Origin of the sequence: Haliscomenobacter sp., assembly GCF_965225875.1 — a bacterium.
GTDB lineage: Bacteria > Bacteroidota > Bacteroidia > Chitinophagales > Saprospiraceae > Haliscomenobacter.
Window position 1 is genome coordinate 390,562 of record NZ_CBDDBS010000003.1, and the last position, 20,042, is coordinate 410,603.

Here is a 20,042-nt window from a genome sequence, read left to right on the forward strand (position 1 = left end):
GATTTATTTTGCAGCCATTCGAATGGCGCCATCCAGACGGATAACGGTGCCATTCAGCATTTGGTTTTCAATGATGTGTTGAACGAGTGCGGCAAATTCCGAAGCTTGCCCCAGTCGGGAAGGAAAAGGCACTTGTTGGCCCAGGGAAACCCGAGCTTCTTCTGGTAAATTGGCCAAAAGTGGGGTTTCAAAAATTCCCGGCGCAATGGTCATTACCCGTATACCGACCCGGGCAAATTCTCGGGCCAGAGGCAAGGTCATGGCCACGATGCCTCCCTTGGAGGCGGCATAGGCGGCTTGCCCGATTTGCCCTTCAAAGGCAGCTACCGAGGCAGTATTGATGATGACGCCACGCTCGCCGCTTGCTCCGGCAGGGTTGCTCTGCATGTGTTCAACCAAGAGCCGAATCACATTAAAAGCGCCAACCAAATTGATTTCAATTACTTTGGAAAAAGAAGCGAGCGAATGAATTCCATTGCGACCCAAAACCCGTTCCGCAGGCCCAATCCCGGCACAATTGACCACTCCATCGAAGCGACCAAAATGCTTCAGTCCTTCTTCCAAAGCATTTTTTACACTCTCTTCATCGCTGACGTCGGTGGCCACAAATTTTGCTTTGGGGCCAAGTTTTTTTTCAGCCTGAGCACCCGCCTCTGCATTGATGTCCGCCAAGAGCACTTGCCCGCCCTCCTCAATGACCATTTGAGCGGTAGCCAGGCCGAGGCCAGATGCTGCGCCCGTGATGAAAAATGTATGGTTTGATATGGTCATGTTCTAAAATTTAAAGGCTAAACAGCTGCCCTCGCAGTTAAAATCCGCTGATAAGGCTTCAATCCCAACCAAAAGCAAAGAACCGTAGCGACGCCACCAATCAGGTACAATGCCACGAGTGAATAGCGAATCATGCTCTCATCGTGAAAGACAGAATCTGTAAAAAAGGCCACCACATACGGGCCGCCACCCATGCCCACCATGTTGATAAAAAACAAGAAGATGGAGGACGCCAGCGCTCTGACTCGATTGGGCATCAATTCCTGAACTGCCGCTGCCGCCGCGCCCAAGGGGAATGCCATAAAAAATGCTGGAATGGCCAGGCTCAGCAAAATCAAGTCAGGATTGCCCAACAAAAAATTACCTGCGGAAATCAGGATGCCTACCCCGGAAATGATCCCCACGTACACGCGTCCAGCCTTGACGCCCTTGCGCACATAGCGATCTGCCAACCAACCACCGACGAGCACACCTAAACCAGAAAAAACCGTCACAATCAAACCAAATTTTAACCCTATCACAGGCATGGCCCAATCAAAAGTGCGGTTAAAAAAAGTTGGAACCCAGGCGGAAGTACCATAGTTGGCAAAGGCGGTAAAAGAAGTGCCCAACACAATGGCGGAATAAGCGCTGCGGTTTTGCCATATGATTTGTAGTGCTTCGCTTAGGCTTGGTTTCGCTATTTTTTGCTGTTCCAGGCTTTCTTTGCGGTCCGGTTCTTTAATGCTCATTACCAACAATGCAATCAATAATCCAGGAAGGCCGATGTAAAAAAACATCAATTGCCAAGGGTAAATGGATCCAAAAATTGGAATGTGCACCATGCCTTCGGTAGGCAGGGCACTGATCAAACCTGCACCGACCACTATCGCCAAGCCCATTCCCAAAAACACGCCCATGGAATAGGTACTTAAGGCTCGAGACAATTTGCTGGGCGGAAAATAATCTGAAATCAGTGAATAAGCCGAAGGGGATAAAGTCGCCTCGCCCACACCTACCCCCATTCGTGCAAAGAAGAACTGGGTGTAATTTTTGATCCCACCACAAAGTGCGGTCATCAAACTCCATATCGTCACCCCCGCAATGATGATGTTTCGGCGATTAAATTTATCAGCAAAATGGCCGATAAAGATGCCAAAAAGGGTATAAAACAAGGCAAAGCTAAAACCCATGAGCAAACTCATTTCGGTATCGGATAAATGTAAATCTCGCTTGATCGGCCCTACCAGCAGTGCTAAAATCTGGCGGTCGATAAAGGAGGACACATTGGCCAGCATGAGTACGATGACAACGTACCAGGCATAGCGCAACTTTGCAGGTTGAGGGTCAGACATGGTGTAGGCGATTGGTGATGTAGGTTATTGACAAATATAAGGAAACCTGATTCTCTGCCTAGCTTTGTGCCGCTTTTTTATCAAGGGGTAAGAAAAATTTTTACCAGAGATTCAATAACTAATTGTTAAACCAAAGTTAAACCGGGAAAAAAAAGCAAAGCAGAGTGGATTGTTTAGGGAAATAATTGTAGTTTTGACAATTATAAAATAAATGTACATTTCACTATTGTACATTTTTCAGCGTGGAATTTAAGATTGGTTTTATACATTATTAGTGTTTAATGTGGAGCCGGAGAAGCGCCGGCTCCTTTTTTTTACTCAAAACTGAGGTAATCGTTGAAGAAGGGCAACAGGTCATTGAGCACCCGACCATCTTTGCTCCAGATTTTATTGCCATGATCACCAATGTACTCTTCGACGTAGTGGTTGATACCCAGATTTTCCAGACGCTGACTGAGCATTCCGATTTGAATGGGGAAACGTGGGGCATCGTTGCGCCCCCAGTCCATCTTAATGGCCGTCAATTTACGCAGGTTGTCAGCATATTTGTCAACTATATAAACGGGCATATTTTGCTCCCATTTTTCCAATACGGCCTGATTGACCACCATCTTTTCTCCCTCGTAAGTAAAAGGTAGATCGCAATAAAAGGGCGCTTTGGCAGGATTGGGTGACCATGCCCGGGCTACAGCCACTAAAACTTTGGGGTAATACGTTTTTTTCAATTCTTCCTGGGTCTTGATGTTCTGTAGCTCACGATAAGAGGTGCTATTTGGCCCAAATTCCTTAACAAAAGCCAATAAACCCGGGCTGAGCGCATAAACACTACTGAATACTTCGGGGTGCAACATCCCAATTTTAAAGGCACCATAACCACCCATGGAATTCCCGCCAATGCCCCTGCTTTCGCGTTTGGCCAGGGTACGGAAATTTTTGTCCATATGGCTCACCAGTTCCTGAGCGGTAAAATCTACCCAATTGCCTGTCAGACTGGAATTGCTGTAAAAACTGCCTTCATAGAGGGTGTACTGACTGGCAATAACCAGGATAAAGGGCCGGATTTTTCGGGCATTGATGCCCTGGTCCAAAATCATTTTCATGTTGGGGCTAATGCTGTCCGTGCCCATAAAACCATGCAAGTAATAGATGACTGGGTAACGCTGACCGCTTTGCTCGTACTGGGGCGGGAGGTAAACGGAGATTCGACGATTGGGGTTTTCGCCGCCGGGGTTTTGCAGGGCTTTGGATTGGATGATTTGGGTGATGATTTTGCCACCGTTGTTTTGGGAAAAAGAGGGGAGGGTTAGGCAAAAAATGCAGAGGATGGTCAGCGTTATTCTCATGTCAAGTGGTTTATTAAATTAAGCAGTCTAATTGGTGGTACATGCTACATCATAAAAGCGACATTTCTTTATCACAAAGAAATGTCGCTTTTAGAATGTTTCAAGAATTTTGGGATACTTCAAGTTTACCCAACTTACTCTATCAACAACTTCTTCGCATATTCCACACATTTCGCCACTTCCTTCACCGCATTGGAACCTTCTGGAACGGTATATTCCAACTCCACTGTAGCCGGGAATTTGTATTTTTTGGTTTTCATCAATTGCAACATCTCCTTTAGTGGCGTGTCACCCTTGCCCCATTCCAGGTTGCCAGCACCGTGCTCAGGTGTGGTGCGGTCTTTAACGTGCATGCTGGTGATGCGGTCGTGTTTGGCCTCGATGAAAGCCAAGAGAGTTTCTTTGGTGTTTTTACCACCTGCGGCGATGTAATGGCCTGCATCCAGGTTGATGGAATTGTAGGGAGATTGGCGGAGTGCCTCGTCCCACAGAACGTCAGTTGCCTGCGTATGTGCGTGATAACCAACGTAAACCTTGTTTTTTGCCCCTAGGTCGCCCAAACGTTGGGTCTGTTTTGAATCGGTGGGCATTTCAAGCGTAACCGAAGTGGCGCCGAGTGCTTTAGCCGCCCGCATGCCGTATTCTACTTCAGCATCGGTATTGTTTGGACCAAAAGCATTGGGTTTGAAGGCATAAATGGTGATGCCAGCTTTGTTGAATTTTTTGCGGATTTCCACAAATTTATCCATTGAAACCGTTGCCCGCCATTCTGCTACTTTTTTATTGTATTCCGCAATTTGGGCTCTTTGCTCATCGGTCATTTGAGGGCGCTGACCACCTGCGGGCGGTGGCCCCATGCGTACTGGTGAAGCTGGTTTGCCAGCGTAGGTTTCAGCAGGATCACCCATTAATTCCAGGGCGCTGACATTGGCGTCGATGCAAAATTGCAACAACTGGTCGATGTCGTGTGGCATACTGCGGAAGGAATAGGTGATGGCGCCAATTTGCACACCAGCAAATTTTGACTTGGGCTTGGGTGCCAGCGCGTCCCAATAATTGCTGGTCATTATACCCGCACCAAGAAGGAGCGCAATGCTTAAAAAACTGCGTCTCATGATGTAGTTCATTTGTTTCATGATGTTGTGTTGATTGTGTTGAAGAAACCCTAACAATTTATATAAATATCAGGTAGTTAAAGCACTCGAAAGAAGCGGATGATCACACTATTGGCATTTCGCATCCCGGTCGCCACAAAAACGGACTTGGCCAACCAGGAATACTTTTCACCAGTCACCTCAAAAGTAGCATAAGTGCGCATGTAATACTCGGAAGGGTCAACTTTTTCGCCCTTCCCCAAACGCGCCAGCACCTCCGGTTTTCCAGTCCGAATACCCTTATTGTTGATGTAAATTAGCACCCCATCGTCGGTTTTTAGCGTGTAACGGGCTTCCAGATCTGCGGTGCCATCTGCACGGACCGTCTGCCAATCGGCACCGCCTGGTAGGATGCTCCCCTTGATATTGGGGCCAGCAAAAGTACCACCGGTAATCGGAATGATGCGCCGTTTGCCATAAGCAGTCATACCTAATTCCTGGGGTGGATCGAGGGTGATGGTTGCTTCAAAAGCAAATTCTAGTTTGGGATCGGCAAGGTTCTGCTGGGCCATGCTATTTTGGGTAAAAAAGATGAAGGTGAAAAGGAAAACAACAGGAATGCTTATTTTCATGGTAGCTACATTTTGGCGTTCAAGGATTTGATGTCAAAACCCGCAATTTGTTTGTATTGCTCCATAATTCCAGCCAGTTCTTCCTGCGGAATTTGATCTGGAGTAAAACCCTCCGGGAATCGTTCTTCCATCAAATCCATGATGAAGTCCGGCCCCTTTTGGCGGTTTTGCAAAACCACTTTGGCAGTAGCAGGTACCCGTTCCGCATCGTAGCGATCCAGGGCACTTTGCCAATTGGGTTCTTCGATCAAAGCTGTAGTAAGTGCATCAGCATCTAAAATGGCCTGCGAAGCACCATTGGAACCAATCGGATACATCGGATGCGCAGCGTCACCGAGGAGGGTCACCCGCCCAAAGGTCCAGCGTGGCAGAGGATCACGATCCGACATCGGGAATTCGTAGATGCTTTCCGCCCCGGCAATCATGGTGGGTACATCTAGCCAATCGAATTTCCAGTTTTCATAAATGCTGAGTAGTCTTTCTTTATCTGCTTGTCGATTCCAGTCGCGTACTTTGAGCTGATAATCTGCTCCCTCGCGCAGGTTGCCCACCCAGTTGATCAATTGTAAACCATCGCTGTTGAGTTCGGACTGGATGGGATAGACCACCATTTTTTGTCCCAGGTGCCCAATCATTACCATGGAAGCAGCATTCAGGAAGGGTTTCATTAGGGTGGTGCCCCGGTACAGGACGTTGCCTGAATATTTTACTTCCCCCTCCCTGGGGTACAGAAGTTGGCGCAACACCGAATTAATGCCATCGGCCCCAATCAGTAGGTCGCCGCTAACCTGGGCTTGAAGTTCCCCAGTTTCTCGGTTGATAAAAGTGGCTGTAACTCCATGATCGGTTTCCTCAAAAGCCGACAAATGGTGTTGGGTTTTGATACTATCTGCGCCCAATCTCCTTTCTACCTCTTCCAAAAGCAGCATTTGTAAAGTACCCCGATGAACGGAAAACTGTGGCCATTTGTAGCCAGCAAAACGGCCCCGGGGCTCTTCCCAAAAAATTTGTCCATGTTTGTTGGCATAGACCAGGTCTCGGGTTTCTACAGCAGATTCGGCGATTTTTTCGTCAAGGTCCAGGTTGGTCAATACCCGCACCGAGTGGGGGAGGAGGTTGATGCCCACACCCAGGGGTTTGACACTTTTGACCGATTCAAATATTTCAACTTCGAAGCCTGCTTCATTGAGGCAAAGGGCCGCGGTCAGGCCGCCAATACCCGCTCCGGCAATGATGATTTTCATAGGAATCAGATTAAAAACTCACTTTCTTCATCAAAAATAGTCAAATGGATGTCCTCCTGCAAACGGCTATACAATCCTTGCAGACGGGGCAGTTCGTAGTGGAAATAAAAGCGCAAGGTTTCAATTTTGGATTGGTAAAAGGTGAGCTCTTCGCCCTGAATCCCCACTTTTTTAAGGGCTTCAACCGCTGCAATGCCCTGCAGTAGCCATTGCCAAGCTACATTCAAAATGCCAAATGCTTCCATGTACAAATTGGCATCGGCCAGGAGCACTTCCATGTCACCTTCGGTAGCCAGTTTGAATTGATGGGCGGTGACTTTTTGGAACTGGCGCAGGGAAGCCATCAATGCCTCCCAGTAAGGACCCAAAGTAGGGTCGTGCTCGGCAGGGTGGATGGTTTTGCCAACTTCGTTGTACCAGATTACCAGGGTCTTGCCCTGATTGCCTACTACTTGTCGACCCAATAGGGCTTGGGACTGGATGCCCGTAGTGCCTTCGTAAAGGCTCATGATGCGCACGTCGCGAGCAAGTTGTTCCAACGGGAAGTCTTCGGTATAGCCATAGCCGCCCAGCACTTGTAACCCTTGATTGACCGCTACAAAGCCCATCTCTGCACCATAGGTTTTTGCTACGGGGGTGAGCAATTCCAGCAATTGATTGTAATGCTTTTTGAGCTCGGGCTCCTCGGCGTGTACCTTTTCCAAATCCAGGTACTGGTAACATTGTAGCACCAAGCAAAGGCCACCTTCCACGATGGCCTTTTGCAAAAACAACATCCGCCGCACGTCGGGATGCTGGATGATGGAAACGGGTTCTACCAGTGCTTCTTTTTTGTTCAAACGGCGTCCTTGTGGGCGTTCCTGGGCATATTGGAGAGAGGCATAATAGGCCGCCGAAGCGATGTGGATGCCACCCATACCAACACCCAACCGGGCCCCATTCATCATCAAAAACATATGGGGCAAACCCCGGTTCATTTCCCCCAAAAGGTACCCTACACAATCCCCTTGTGCCCCAAATTCCAGGTGCATGGCGGGGGTGGCTTTTTGCCCCATTTTGTGGTAAATTCCGATGGAAACGACGTCGTTGTCTTCCAAAGCCCCGGCATCATTCAAGCGTTTTTTGGGCACAACAAACAAAGAAATTCCCTTAGTACCTTTGGGCGCACCATCAACCCGCGCCAGCACGAGGTGCACAATATTGTCAGTTACGTCCTGATCTCCGGCGGAAATGAAGATCTTTTGCCCTTTGATTAAATAAGTGCCATCGGGCTGTGGGCTCGCTGCCGTGGCAACATCCGAGAGCGAACTACCCGCCTGTGGCTCGGTCAGGCACATGGTACCCATCCACTCGCCAGATAACATTTTGGGCAAAAACAGAGCCTTTTGTGCTTCATTGCCAAAGGTGTAAATCAGGTTCGCCGCTCCTTTGCTCAGGTCGGTGTACATCACCAAACTATTGTGGGCGCTGCCCATGATGAACTCGGCAGCGGCGGCAATGGTTTTGGGCAATTGCATTCCTCCCCAGGTTTCAGAGAAAGGTGCGGCCATCAGACCCGCTTCGCTGAAGGCCTTGATGAAACTGTGCACACTGGCATGAACCTTTACCTGCCCATCGATCAGTTCCGGTTGCTGCCGATCGGATTCCTGGTAGGCGGGTTGCATGATTTGTTTGGCGAGGTCGCTGGCGATGTCCAGTGTAAATCCGTATGTTTCCCGGTCGTGAGCCTTGAAATAATCGAATTGTTGGAGCTTTTCCACCTGTAAGGTTTCAAACAGAATGAAATCCAAGTTGCGGCGTGAGAAGGTTTTTTCCGCCATGCTTTTTTAGCGATTGATGGTGATGTAGAAAATTGTAAAGTAAGTTTAAGGTAGCCTTACAAAACTAACAAAATTAAAAATGCTTTCCGTACTTTGTTTACGCTGTAGGCTATTTTTCTATTTTTGTAGCCTGTACAAAAACAAGCCCATTAAAAGCCCATAACCCATTTGTATGCCTGCTAGAACCATCTATTTAATCAAACGCCTGGAAACGGAAGTTACGGCCAACATGATCAAAATTTTAGGCGCGTACGATATTACTCCCTCCCAGTTCATCATCCTCAACTTTGTGGGGGACAACGAAACCGATTTGTCCTCCGCTCAATTGTCGCGTCGATTTTTGATGACTCCCCAATCCATGAATGAGGTGGTGACCACCTTACAGCGCAAGGATTTGCTGGAGCGGAATACCGATCCCAACCATAAACGTATTTTGCGCATTACCCTAACGGATAAGGGAAAAGAGGTGTTGGAAATCTGCAATGCGGCCATGGATGTGTTTGAAGAAAAATTGCTTAAAAAGCTTAAGGTCAAAGAGAAAGAGGTTTTTCGCGGGTCGATAGGGAAAATTTTGGGAAACATCAAAGAAGAGGGCGAAGAAAAGCCAAAAGCTGCAAAGTGATCAAATGATGATTCGATATCAACTGCTGTTGTTTATTTTTCTGGGCATTAATTCCCTGCTGATGGCACAAGCTCGCGACATCAATGCTGAAAAAACAGCCATTCAATCCTCCCGCTACTGGCTGGATATTGACTATGTGGGCGACGGCCACATCGGCCATCGACTGGATGTGCACCTACCCGCCAAAGGAAAAAAGCCTTTTCCGGTTATTGTTTGTGTGTATGGCAGTGCCTGGTTTTCCAATAACTCCAAAGGAACCGTTTTTAGCACGGGTTTAGGGCAGGTTTTGCTCAATGCGGGTTTTGCGGTGGTGAATGTCAATCACCGTTCCAGTACCGATGGGCGTTTTCCTGCCCAAATTCAGGATGTTAGGGCGGCGATTCGTTTTATTCGGGGTAATAGTGAAAAATTTGGAATAGATAACAATTTTGTGGGCATCACCGGTTGGTCCTCAGGCGGCCATTTGTCGGCTTTTACCGGGACGAGCAGTGGGATTAAAGATTTTGAAATTGAAGGCAGTAAAATAGATCTGGAGGGGAACCTGGGCAAATACACTCAGGAAAGTAGCGCGGTGGATGCAGTGGTCGACTGGTTTGGCCCTACTGATTTCCTGATCATGGACGAATGTGGAAGTTCCTTTGCCCACAATGAAGCCAAATCACCAGAATCTTCGCTGGTGGGCGGCCCGATTCAGGAGAACAAGGTGCAATGTGCCTTGGCGAATCCAATGACTTATGTTTCGGCCAAAACGCCACCGTTTTTGATTTTTCATGGGGACAAGGACAATTTGGTGCCTCACTGCCAGAGTGAAAAATTGTATGAGACCCTACACAAGGCGGGAGTACAAAGTGAATTGGTGATTGTTCCGGGCGGACAACATGGGCCGGGGGTGATGGAAGCGGGGTATTATGCGAAAATGGTGGAATTTTTCAGGAAGGAGTTGAAGAAAAAGAAGTAAAGGGCGTCATCACTAATTTTTAATAATCGCAAAAGCGACACTTTTTTTCACAAAGAAAACACAAAGGTGCACAGAGGACACAAAGTTAGACGTTGACAAGGGCTTAAATTATAAATGAAAGCTCCGTCAACGTATAACTTTGTGTCCTTCGCGTCCTCATTTTTTCTTTGTGATTAAATCATGTCGCTTTGGTGGCATGGCGTCTCGGCCTCACTCCAAAAACCTCGCCTGCGCCTTCTTCCCCGTCTTCACCCAAGACCGCAAGGCATCAAAAGCCACTCCGGTTTGCTGTGGTGTAAACTGGCAATGCGCCTGCCCATTGGTGTACAAGACAGTCAAAAACTGACTTTTCCCACGTCCCTGAAGCATGTTTTCGTAGTTGGTCACCGCATAATTCGGTGGGATCAACTGGTCGTACAAGGTATGCATCAGCACGATGGGTTTGTCCACATTCCCGGTGCGGTCATAAGCTACAAACAATTTGTCAGCTCCAGGAGTAGCGGCGAGTCGCTCGGCTTTCAGGTTCACTTCTTTGTCATTGGGAAAGCCACTGTACACCGTATTGGTATTGTCAAAAGGATTGCCTTTGGCTTTTTGGGCCACATCGCGCAAAACGTTTTCACTAAACATCAAAGTAAAGGCCAAGTCGTCAAACTTGAGGTCAAAACGTTTGGCCACAGCCAGCCCCAGTAGCGAATCTTTGGCCACAATGGCTTTGCGAATCGCCGCAACTCTGGGCATCATTTCCCGAAACGACATGGCAGCCACCGGTTTGTTCAAATCAAAAATGTCGGAGAGTTTTGAAGCGATCCCTGGAAATAGGCCATTGAAGGTAGCATATAAGTCAAACTCCTTGCGCACCTGCAAATAAGGCCGGCTGGAAAGGGGACACAAAGGCAATCCCCCCATGTAACTTTGGCCATAATTTTCCATGATCCCCAGTGTAATGCCACCGCCCATGGAATGCCCTACCATGAAGGTTGAGTCGGGTTTCCCGTAGGTTTTGACGAAGTAGTTGCGCAGTGCTTCTGTATCTTCAATTCCCTCGGGCATAGCATACCCTTGTTTGGAATAATCGGAAGCGGCCACGGCAAAGCCCCGGTCGAGAAAAGGTTTCATGTTGGAAATAAAACCTGGATTTTGGCTTTGCCGGGGACTTGCGCCCATAAACTCGTAGCCATGCGCATACATGACCAACTTCCCTTTCCAGTTTTCAGGAAAGAGGATGCGGTATTTGGCGCCTTTGATGATACCCGTGTCAATTTTGGCGACGCCGCTTTGGGCAAAAAGACCGACAGAACTGAGCAACAAGAAAAAGCAGAGCAGGTTTTTCATATTCAGGACATTTTAGGTGGTTTATGGATTCCCCCAAACTTTAATGGCCGTATTCACCACCAATTCCAACTTGCGCCACTGGTCGTCGTGGGTCATTTGGTTGCCATGGTGGGTGGATGAAAAACCACATTGAGGGCTCACACATAAGTTCTCCAGTGGAGCATACTGAGCAGCTTCATCGATGCGCTTGCACAAGTCATCCATGCTTTCCAATTGGGCAATTTTGGAAGATACGATCCCCAAGACCACCATTTTATTTTTGGGCACAAAACGCAGTGGCGCAAAATCACCAGAGCGCTCATCGTCGTACTCCAGGAAGTAGCCGTCTACATTGATTTCGTTGAACAACACCTCCGCTACCGGCTCGTAACCACCCTCCGCAAACCAGGTGCTGCGGTAATTGCCCCGGCAAAGGTGGATGCCCACCCGCAGGTCAGCAGGCCGATTGTCAATTACCGCATTGATTAAGGCCGCATATGTTTTAGGCAACTCATTCGGATCTTCACCCCGTTCGGCAGCGGCAGCGCGCATTTTGGGATCGCAGAGGTAGGCGAGGTTGGTATCATCGAGTTGTAGGTAACGCAACCCAGCCGCGTAAAGATGGTCAATTTCCTCCCGATAAGCTGCTGCCAGATCATGGAAAAATAAATCCATATCAGGGTAGGAATTGATGTCGATAGACTGGCGGCCACCCCGGAAATGCACCATGGTAGGCGAAGGAATGGTCACTTTGGGCGTACGGGTAACGACTGATTGGAGATATTTGAAATCGGCCACCTGGATGTCGTGCTGGTGTTTGAGTTTGCCAGTAACAGTCAAGACTGGTGGTTTGAAGTGGTCCTCCGCTGGCTTGGCGTTGGGGTTGCTTTCAATACCCCCGGAAACGGTTACCCCATCCAATTCCTTGAGGAAGTCGAGGTGGAAATAATCACGCCGAAATTCACCGTCAGTAATGGATTGGATGCCAGTCGCTTCCAATCTTTTGACTGTTTCGGCGATGGCGGCATCCTCAATGGCGCGCAATTCAGCGGCAGAAATTTTTCCTTCTTTCCAGAGCTGGCGGTTCTCTTTGACTGCACTGGTTCTCAATAAACTTCCCACGTGATCCGCACGGAATGGAGGCGTTGACATGATGAGCGATTTTTGTAGGTGATGCGATTTTGGGTAACCTAATGGGTGTTTTTAATATCAGGTTGCCTGCTAATTTACGGAGATTTTTTTTACTGTCCAATTAATTTGCAAATGTTCCATTACTTTTATGGAAACATACTTGAATTTCCAGTAACTTTATTAATTCGCCTTAACATGAACATCAAAAATCCATTTTTTTATCTGCTTTTTGCCACCCTATTTTTGACTTATTCCTGCCAGGATGACGAAAGTTTTGAAGAAGAAGGTTTTGGCGTGGCATTTGGGATTCGGCAAGATAAAAATTTAGCTGATTATGAAGCTGTTGCGGCAGCTAACAACCCAGCTTTGCCCAATTTTAAGGCGGTGATTGCTTTCAGTTACAGTTTGGATGGCAGCGCCAAAGCAGAGTACATCGCCTCTGGTACTTTGATTGCACCCCAATGGATTCTTACCGCTGCCCACAATTTTTATGATGCCAGCGAACAAAAAAAGCCAGCACTGGCAAAGGGCATTACCATAAAAACCGGGGATGATCCCAACAATCCAACGCAGACTTACACCGTATCCCAGATCGTGATTCACCCAACCTGGTTGCACGGCAATCAGGATTTTCAGCACGCCAACGACTTGTGCCTGGTCAAAGTCTCCAGTCCTATAAACACGATTACTCCGGTTAAGCTTCATACAACCAGTACCGAGCCGATTGGTGGAACCATATGGTTCTGTGGATTTGGTGATTATTCAGGTGCGCCAGGGCAAAACCCCAATCTGGAATCAAAAAAACACGCAATAGAAAACATCCTGGATCGAAAGGTGGAGGGCTTAAAGACCACTCATGAAACCACGGTGTATTCAGGAGGTTTATTGGCTTTTGATTTTGACGATCCTCTTGGCGCCATCAATGCTTTAGGGGATAACATTGTCAATGCAGACGAAGGTATTTTGGGCGCAGGTACCAGCAGTGCCGGAGCGGTGAATTTAGAAGGGGCCACAGTAGAAGGTGACAGCGGAGGGCCTTTGTTTGTGAAAAATGGGAGTGTATGGGAATTGGCAGGGGTACTATCTGGCGGGGCACTGGATCCTGTACCCGGGCACAAAAAAAGTGATTACGGAGACATCAGTGTGTTCACCCGAGTATCTACGGCTTACAGCTGGATTCAATCGGTTATCAAATAAGGTAACACCATCACCCTACACACTCCCACCCATTCTTATCCTCCATTCCTTCGGAAAATAATTATTAACCCGGCCTTTGATGTTTTTGACCCAGCCGAGGTTGATGTTTTCGTAATTGACGAGGCCCCAACCATCAGGGGAATCAGGCAGTTCGATAACTTCTTTGCGTAAGTATTTTAAGGCAGTGGGCAGATCAAGACTGGTATTAGGTAAATCGGGATGAATGACTGTGCTCAAAGCCAAAGCCGGAGCAGGGATAAAATCCTGGTGTTTTAATGCCCCTAATTCCAGGACAGGGTCCCAACGCCGTATGTATGGACTGAGCTCCTGGAAAAAATCAGCGCATGCCTGCGGAATGGCCGCTAATTCTCCATGGGGGCTTTCCAGAACCAACAGCTTAGCGTCAGATTTGACCCATTTTTGTAAAAAGTCCACGTTTTTGCGGGGCGCATTTTTCCAAAATCCCTTCGTTGGAGTCGATTTAAGCACCGGGTAATGCTTTTCCTGGCGCATGGCCGCAATGAAAAAACCTTCTCCTTGCACGCGGTGGGGATAACATTGGTAGCCAAAATCGCGAGCCTGAACACCCCATTCGGCTGGAAAAGACAGGGGGATTGGGCTCAATTCGAGGTTATCTTGGGACCAGGCTATGTTCAAAGCGTTTTCGAACTCATTGTAGGTACAGGTGCAATAGATGAGGATCCCACCCGGTTTGAGCAAGGGACTGGCTTCGGCCAGGATGCGCCGTTGGCGCGCTGAGCAATGTTGCACGTGTTCGGGCGACCACTCGTTCACAGCATTGGGGTCTTTGCGGAACAAACCTTCGCCAGAGCAGGGTGCATCGAGCAAAACCAGGTCAAATTGGCCTTGCAGGGGGGCGAATTCCCGGCTGTCCTGATTGGCACACAACACATTGAGGTAGCCCCATTTGCACAGGTTTTCTCGCAGGATTTGGTAGCGGGACTTGATGACCTCATTGCTGATCAACAAACTATCGGGCGATATGGTGGCAGCTAAAAGTGTACTTTTTCCTCCTGGCGCAGCGGCCAAATCCAATACTTTTAAAGGCTGATTTACATCAATGACCTGGGGCAATACTGCCGATAACAACATCGAAGAAGCTTCCTGCACGTAATATGCTCCACCATGCAAGCGTGGATCAAGTGTAAAAACAGGTCGCTCAGCAAGGTAAATTCCTTCGTTATTCCATTTTACTCCGTCTGAATTTTCTGACCAATTTTTTAACTTCAAAGGGTTACGACGAATGCTGACTGGAGTGGGAGAGGAAAGCGCTTGTAGGAATGCCTCGTAATCGGTATCACCCAATTGCTGCAACATTTGGTCAGAAAAAGCGCTGGGTAAAACCGGATTGGGCATGCTTAGCGTTTTGATTGGGCAAATAATTCACTCTCTACGATCTCACACACGATGTGCCCGATCAGCATATGACATTCCTGGATACGTGGGGTGTCCTTGGATGGAATGTTGATGAGGATATCGCACAAATTGGCCATTTTTCCTCCCTCCATTCCGGTCATTCCGATGACAGTCATGGATTGCTCTCGGGCTGCTTCGATGGCTTTAAGTACGTTCGGGGAATTTCCTGAGGTGGACATGGCCACCAAAATATCCCCGTTACTGCCCATTGCGCGCAACATCCGGGCGTAAATCTCCTCGTAGCCATAATCGTTGCCCACCGCCGTCAGATAAGAAGTGTTGACGTGTAGGGCTTCGGCGTACAAGGGTGGCCGGTCGAAATAATATCGCCCGGACAGCTCTGCAGCCAGGTGTTGAGCATCCGCTGCACTGCCACCATTGCCACAAAACAGTACTTTATGTCCAGTTTTAAAGGCTTCCAAAAGGGTACTCGCCATTTGATGGGCACGCTCCAACAGGTCTTCCTGCTCGTGTAGCAGGGTGACCGTGTACAAGTGAGAGGCAATGCGGGTTTGGAGCAGCGGGTGGATGTTCATCTATGCGTGCATTATCACTTTAGCGTAATTGTCCCAACTCAGTTCCTTGGTCTTCTCCCGAATGTTTTCCCTTGGGATTGGCTCGTCTAAGAAGCGCAACATTTGTACCGCCATGGAATCTATGTCACCAGCTTCAGCCAGGTAACCACTGAAGCCTTCCTGGATGGTTTCGGGGAAATGGCCCACTTTGGTAGCAACCAGGGGTAAGGCAAAGTTATAACTTAGAGATTCGATTCCCGATGGGGTTGCGTATTCGTAAAACAGCACGACACAATCGGCTACCTGGAAGTATTTGTGGACGTCTTCGTTGGGGATGAAGGTATTGAACACTGCTACGCGATCGCGCAGGTTCAACTCGTCGATCAAAGCCAGTGGGTTGTACTGCCTCTCGTCGTCGCTTTGGCGCAAAACGATTTTTTTAGCCAAACCAAACAGGGTGTTTTTGATCTTGGTGCTCCACTTGGTATTGTCCAGGGTTTGCCAAAAGGATTCTCCACAAATGAGTAGGGAAACATCGTCGCGCTGGGCAGCTACTTTTTGGAAAGCGGGAATCACATGGTGCAAGCCCTTGTATTTGCGGATGAAGCCAAAAAAAAGGAACACGTGCTTGCGCAGGCCGTGCTCTTTTTTGAAGGCTTCTACATCAAAATCCGCTTTGGGCTGAAACAAATCGTAAATGGGGTGGTATAGTTTGAGTACGGTTTGCACTGTTTTATCGGTGCTGCGCTGCCCCTCGTAACTCAATTCAAAGGGACGATTTGGGTAGAGGGTTTTGAGTTCGTTAAAGGTTTTTAGGGCATGCACGATATAGGTTTTGGCTTTACCAATCCCCATTTTGGTGAAAAATTTATCGATGCTGCTGTTCTCCTTCTGGATGACAAAGTGGAGGTCAAGGATGACTTCGATCTCGGGATGCTGCCGCAACCAACTCACAATCCGCCCAATGGGCAGCCCTTGAATGGCGATGGCCCACTGAAATACCACCTTGTCGGGTTTTAAACTCAGGATGTAGCGGTAAGTTTCGTACCAACTTACCGGATTGTTGTAGTTGGTGATGTATTTGACCTTGATGTTGCTGCCTTCCAACAAATCCATTTGGCTGGACTTGTCTACAAACTCGCGGGGGATGATGGCCGGGTATTGCTGGGTCCAGGACACGATGTGGACTTCGGTGCCCGGGATTTTATCCAAAGCACGGGCCAGGGAGGTATTGTAATTGGAAATACCTCCTTTGAATTTTGGGCCAGGACCGAAACAAACTATTTTCATGTTCTTAAACTTAATTGAACCATCTAAGACATCTAAGGGACATCTTAGAAGGGAAAGGCCCCTTAGATGTCCCTTAGATGTCTTAGATGGTGATCATAAAAGCAGCGAAGCTGCTCAAAGTTTCTTTATCGCCTCATCATACACCCGACGCAGTCCTTCCTCCAAACTGATTTTCGCTTCCCAGCCCAGGGTTTCCTTCACAAAGTCCATATTGCAATAACGGGAATGAACTCCAACCGGTTTATCCAGAAGTGGTTTGATGGTCGGTTTATACCCGGCAAAACTGCAAAAGACTTCAATGATCTCCCGGAAACTACTCAGGCGACCCATCCCGATGTTGATGGCCGTACCGTCATGAATTTTCCCCATCGCTACTTCCACACAATCCAGTACATCGTCGATGTGTACAAAGTCGCGACCTTGATTGCCACTGCCCCATACTTCGAAGGGGTCTTCCTTACGGGCAGCCCGGGCCGCAATGGCGGGAATGGGGTAGGAGAGGTCCTGGTCTTCACCATAACCACTGAAGGGGCGGATACAGGTCACTTTTACTCCATAATATTGAGCCGTGATTTGGGCCAGGTATTCCCCGGTCAATTTGCTCCAACCGTAGGTCATGTCCGGTTTGCCCATGCGGTCGAAGTTGATGTCTGATTCGCTCAGGGCGATGGCGTCGCTTTCCGTTTGCAAATCAACTGGGTAAGCGGCGCTGGAGCTAGGGTACAGCACCCGCTCAGGTTTGTGGCGGCAAATCCAGTAAAAGAACTCGGCATCGATGGACAAATCCAGCGCGACCATCATCGGGTCCCCGTCTATTTTGGCGCGGCCACCTACAATGGCAGCAAAATGGAATACATCGCTGAGTTTTTCTACCTGCCATCCGAAGGGTGCAAAAAAACTGGGCGCATCGTGCAATCCACGCAAGACATTGCGAAAATCATCTTGAATGAACAACAAACGTTCATCAGCACCAAAAAAAGTGGCATTGCCAATGCTGCGTCCTTGCGGAGCAGCCAACCAAGTGGAAGGGTGGGTACCTACCGAGAGGTCGTCGATGAAAATGACTTTATCCTGGGTTTTGTTGAAGAGTCTTTTGACCATGTTGCGGCCTACAAAACCACAGCCGCCACTTACCAAATGTACTTTTTGCATTTGCACTTTTTGTATTATTGTTCGATTTCAAGTGCTCCGAGCACTTTTTCAACGATGTAGTTATTGCGATGAGGGGCACTGCGGCTCACCAGTTCGGCTACAAAACCCGCCAAAAAAAGCTGGGTGCCGATAATCATGCAAGTGAGTGCAAAGAAAAACCAGGGATTTTCAGCGATTAGGGGGGCGCGTTTGACGTTGTTGACGACGTCGTACAACTTAGAAAACCCAATGAAAGCCACCGATACAAAGCCCAACATAAATACGATAAGTCCCGAGGTGCCAAAGAACTGCATCGGCTTTTTGCCGTAACGCCCCACGAACACCACTGAAAGCAGATCGAGAAACCCAGTGAACAAACGGGTCCAACCAAATTTGGAGTATCCATACTTACGTGCGCGGTGCTCCACCACCTTTTCCCCAATTTTTTTGAACCCCGCCCATTTGGCCAAAAGTGGAATAAAGCGGTGCATGTCACCATATACTTCCACATTTTTGACCACTTCGTTTTTATAGGCTTTGAGGCCGCAGTTGAAGTCGTGTAGGTTGATTTTGCTTACTTTCCGTACGACCCAGTTGTAAAACTTGGATGGGACAGTTTTGGAAATGGGGTCGTGCCGCTTTTTTTTCCAGCCCGAAATCAGGTCATAACCTTCATTGGCAATAAGGTTGTACAGCTCGGGAATTTCATCCGGGCTATCCTGCAAATCGGCATCCATAGTGATGACCACGTCGCCATTGGCTGCCTGGAAACCAGAGTGCAAGCCAGCAGATTTGCCGTAATTGCGCCGAAATTTGATGCCTTTGATGTTGGGGTTTTGGGCACGCAATTGCTCAATGACATTCCAAGACCCATCGGTACTGCCATCGTCTACCAGGATGACTTCGTAACTGTAGCCATTGGCATCCATCACCCGCCGGATCCAGGCTTCCAGTTCTGGCAATGATTCTTCTTCGTTGAGCAAAGGGATAACTAGAGAAATGTTCATGACGATGCTTGAGTATTCAAGGGATTATTTGTCTTTACTGAATCCCGATTTTCCATAGGTTGACCAGGCGACGGCCAAAGCCATAATGAACCCACCAATCAAGCCAAAAGCAAAGGCAAAAGCGGACTTTTGGAAAGTGGGGATAAAATCTTCGGCTTTGTACTGGTCTTTCATTTTCCAGGCATTTTCTTCACCCAGAAGGTTTTTGCTGCGTTCGAGGCCCTCACTGAGGACTTCGGCTTGCAAATTTATCATTCCGGGATCAATAAACTTCAAAAGTACGAAGTAAAATACGTGGGCAATCAGGTGGGTAACGACAAAAGTACCAAATGCAGTACGCAATGCCGGTTGCCAGGCGTATAAATCTGTAGTTTGGCGCGCTTCGCTGCGACAAGCCAGGTACATGGCCAAGGCATATATAGGCAATACACCCCACTGCACTCCTGGGTAGAAGTAGAGTTTTTTGTCCATAAAATAAAACAGCAGGAGCCACAGCACAACTGCGGCTCCTGCTACACTACCGAATTTTATCATGGTTTTGGCAAAGTTTGCATGTTGACTGAATCATGCTGCAAACTTAATCAATACTGTTCCATCAAGGGTCACCAAAAATGGAAATGCTGAAATTATTCCATTGGTGGGTTGCGTTTTGCCGCAGCAGCGGCAATCAAACCAAGTACGGCTGCACCAAGTGGGGCAAATGCTAAATTGAGCAATTGGCGGTTGAGGGAAAAACCCTTTCTCATTTGTTCGGTTTGAGCTTCAATCTGGGCTTCGTCCATACCTACTTCGGCAAACCAATCGGACATCCGGGATACCATGTTGTTGGCAAAATCAGGATCAATCACCGTGATGTACAACAAATTGAACAAACTGCTAATCAAGGAGCTAATCACTAAAATCAAAAATGCAACCACAAAAGCTTTACCAAAAGGGATGAGGCCTCCCAATTCAGTTTCGCGATAAGCCCGAACTCCCCGAGTAGCCAGGACACCACTAAGAATGAGGCTAACCAAACCGATTCCCATCAGCGAAAAAGACCAGACCATAGGGCTAAGGCCATTGCCGCCTACATACATCAACATTGTAAGTACAGCACCAATGACGCCGATGATCACACCCCAGCGAATGACATAAGGCCAATAGGAAGCATTGGGGTTTCCTTTTGGTACAGTTGAATCAAGAGTTTCCATGTGCGAAAT

The 20,042-nt window shown here is 48.1% G+C and carries 19 protein-coding genes; 3 read left to right on the forward strand and 16 right to left on the reverse strand.

The genetic code is table 11. The annotated features are described in order from the left end of the window. Window positions 1–3 precede the first annotated feature (3 nt). The 7 genes from ACO08K_RS22135 to ACO08K_RS22165 all read right to left on the reverse strand — a co-directional run bounded on the left by ACO08K_RS22135 (window position 4) and on the right by ACO08K_RS22165 (window position 8,238). Complete coding sequence (locus ACO08K_RS22135; protein ID WP_421798651.1) at window positions 4–771, reverse strand: 3-hydroxyacyl-CoA dehydrogenase; 768 nt, start codon at window positions 769–771, stop codon at window positions 4–6. 17 nt (window positions 772–788) lie between these two features. Continuing rightward, a complete protein-coding gene (locus ACO08K_RS22140; protein WP_421798652.1) occupies window positions 789–2,105 on the reverse strand; it encodes a spinster family MFS transporter in 1,317 nt (438 codons plus the stop codon). Between the two features lie 314 nt (window positions 2,106–2,419). Further along, the gene (locus tag ACO08K_RS22145; RefSeq protein ID WP_421798653.1) at window positions 2,420–3,448 is read right to left on the reverse strand and encodes an alpha/beta hydrolase; all 1,029 of its coding nucleotides are present in this window, start codon (window positions 3,446–3,448) and stop codon (window positions 2,420–2,422) included. A 134-nt stretch (window positions 3,449–3,582) separates the two neighbouring features. Continuing rightward, the gene (locus tag ACO08K_RS22150; protein ID WP_421798654.1) at window positions 3,583–4,584 is read right to left on the reverse strand and encodes a sugar phosphate isomerase/epimerase family protein; all 1,002 of its coding nucleotides are present in this window, start codon (window positions 4,582–4,584) and stop codon (window positions 3,583–3,585) included. Between the two features lie 56 nt (window positions 4,585–4,640). Then, window positions 4,641–5,174, reverse strand: coding sequence for a DUF3237 domain-containing protein (locus ACO08K_RS22155; protein WP_421798655.1), 534 nt, complete (start codon window positions 5,172–5,174; stop codon window positions 4,641–4,643). 5 nt (window positions 5,175–5,179) lie between these two features. Beyond that, complete coding sequence (locus ACO08K_RS22160) at window positions 5,180–6,418, reverse strand: flavin-dependent oxidoreductase (RefSeq protein WP_421798656.1); 1,239 nt, start codon at window positions 6,416–6,418, stop codon at window positions 5,180–5,182. 5 nt (window positions 6,419–6,423) lie between these two features. Then, window positions 6,424–8,238 (reverse strand): acyl-CoA dehydrogenase, encoded by a 1,815-nt coding sequence (locus tag ACO08K_RS22165; RefSeq protein WP_421798657.1) that lies wholly within the window; start codon window positions 8,236–8,238, stop codon window positions 6,424–6,426. A 172-nt stretch (window positions 8,239–8,410) separates the two neighbouring features. Between ACO08K_RS22165 and ACO08K_RS22170 the strand changes: the two genes are divergently transcribed. Continuing rightward, window positions 8,411–8,860, forward strand: a complete 450-nt coding sequence (locus ACO08K_RS22170) for a MarR family winged helix-turn-helix transcriptional regulator (protein WP_421798658.1) — start codon at window positions 8,411–8,413, stop codon at window positions 8,858–8,860. A 4-nt stretch (window positions 8,861–8,864) separates the two neighbouring features. Next, complete coding sequence (locus tag ACO08K_RS22175) at window positions 8,865–9,818, forward strand: alpha/beta hydrolase fold domain-containing protein (protein ID WP_421798659.1); 954 nt, start codon at window positions 8,865–8,867, stop codon at window positions 9,816–9,818. Window positions 9,819–10,028: 210 nt separating this feature from the next. Here the strand turns inward: ACO08K_RS22175 and ACO08K_RS22180 are convergent, their stop codons facing one another. After that, the gene (locus tag ACO08K_RS22180) at window positions 10,029–11,153 is read right to left on the reverse strand and encodes an alpha/beta hydrolase (RefSeq protein ID WP_421798660.1); all 1,125 of its coding nucleotides are present in this window, start codon (window positions 11,151–11,153) and stop codon (window positions 10,029–10,031) included. A 21-nt stretch (window positions 11,154–11,174) separates the two neighbouring features. Continuing rightward, entirely contained in the window at window positions 11,175–12,284 is a 1,110-nt protein-coding gene (locus tag ACO08K_RS22185; protein WP_421798661.1) for a 5-methyltetrahydropteroyltriglutamate--homocysteine S-methyltransferase, read from the reverse strand. A 174-nt stretch (window positions 12,285–12,458) separates the two neighbouring features. Between ACO08K_RS22185 and ACO08K_RS22190 the strand changes: the two genes are divergently transcribed. After that, window positions 12,459–13,460, forward strand: a complete 1,002-nt coding sequence (locus tag ACO08K_RS22190) for a S1 family peptidase (RefSeq protein ID WP_421798662.1) — start codon at window positions 12,459–12,461, stop codon at window positions 13,458–13,460. A gap of 15 nt (window positions 13,461–13,475) precedes the next feature. Here the strand turns inward: ACO08K_RS22190 and ACO08K_RS22195 are convergent, their stop codons facing one another. From ACO08K_RS22195 to ACO08K_RS22225, 7 genes are all read right to left on the reverse strand, one after another. Continuing rightward, complete coding sequence (locus ACO08K_RS22195) at window positions 13,476–14,837, reverse strand: methyltransferase RsmF C-terminal domain-like protein (protein WP_421798663.1); 1,362 nt, start codon at window positions 14,835–14,837, stop codon at window positions 13,476–13,478. Window positions 14,838–14,839: 2 nt separating this feature from the next. After that, window positions 14,840–15,433 (reverse strand): D-sedoheptulose-7-phosphate isomerase, encoded by a 594-nt coding sequence (locus ACO08K_RS22200; RefSeq protein ID WP_421798664.1) that lies wholly within the window; start codon window positions 15,431–15,433, stop codon window positions 14,840–14,842. Continuing rightward, window positions 15,434–16,702 carry a glycosyltransferase gene (locus ACO08K_RS22205; RefSeq protein WP_421798665.1) on the reverse strand — a complete coding sequence of 423 codons (1,269 nt, stop codon included), beginning with the start codon at window positions 16,700–16,702 and terminating at the stop codon, window positions 15,434–15,436. A 114-nt stretch (window positions 16,703–16,816) separates the two neighbouring features. Further along, window positions 16,817–17,854 (reverse strand): NAD-dependent epimerase/dehydratase family protein, encoded by a 1,038-nt coding sequence (locus ACO08K_RS22210; protein ID WP_421798666.1) that lies wholly within the window; start codon window positions 17,852–17,854, stop codon window positions 16,817–16,819. Between the two features lie 14 nt (window positions 17,855–17,868). Then, window positions 17,869–18,840: a glycosyltransferase family 2 protein gene (locus tag ACO08K_RS22215; protein WP_421798667.1), complete on the reverse strand. Its 972-nt coding sequence runs from the start codon at window positions 18,838–18,840 to the stop codon at window positions 17,869–17,871. A 24-nt stretch (window positions 18,841–18,864) separates the two neighbouring features. Further along, window positions 18,865–19,374 (reverse strand): DUF4199 domain-containing protein, encoded by a 510-nt coding sequence (locus tag ACO08K_RS22220; RefSeq protein WP_421798668.1) that lies wholly within the window; start codon window positions 19,372–19,374, stop codon window positions 18,865–18,867. Window positions 19,375–19,466: 92 nt separating this feature from the next. Continuing rightward, window positions 19,467–20,033 carry a DUF4199 domain-containing protein gene (locus ACO08K_RS22225; protein ID WP_421798669.1) on the reverse strand — a complete coding sequence of 189 codons (567 nt, stop codon included), beginning with the start codon at window positions 20,031–20,033 and terminating at the stop codon, window positions 19,467–19,469. Between the last annotated feature and the right edge of the window lie 9 nt (window positions 20,034–20,042).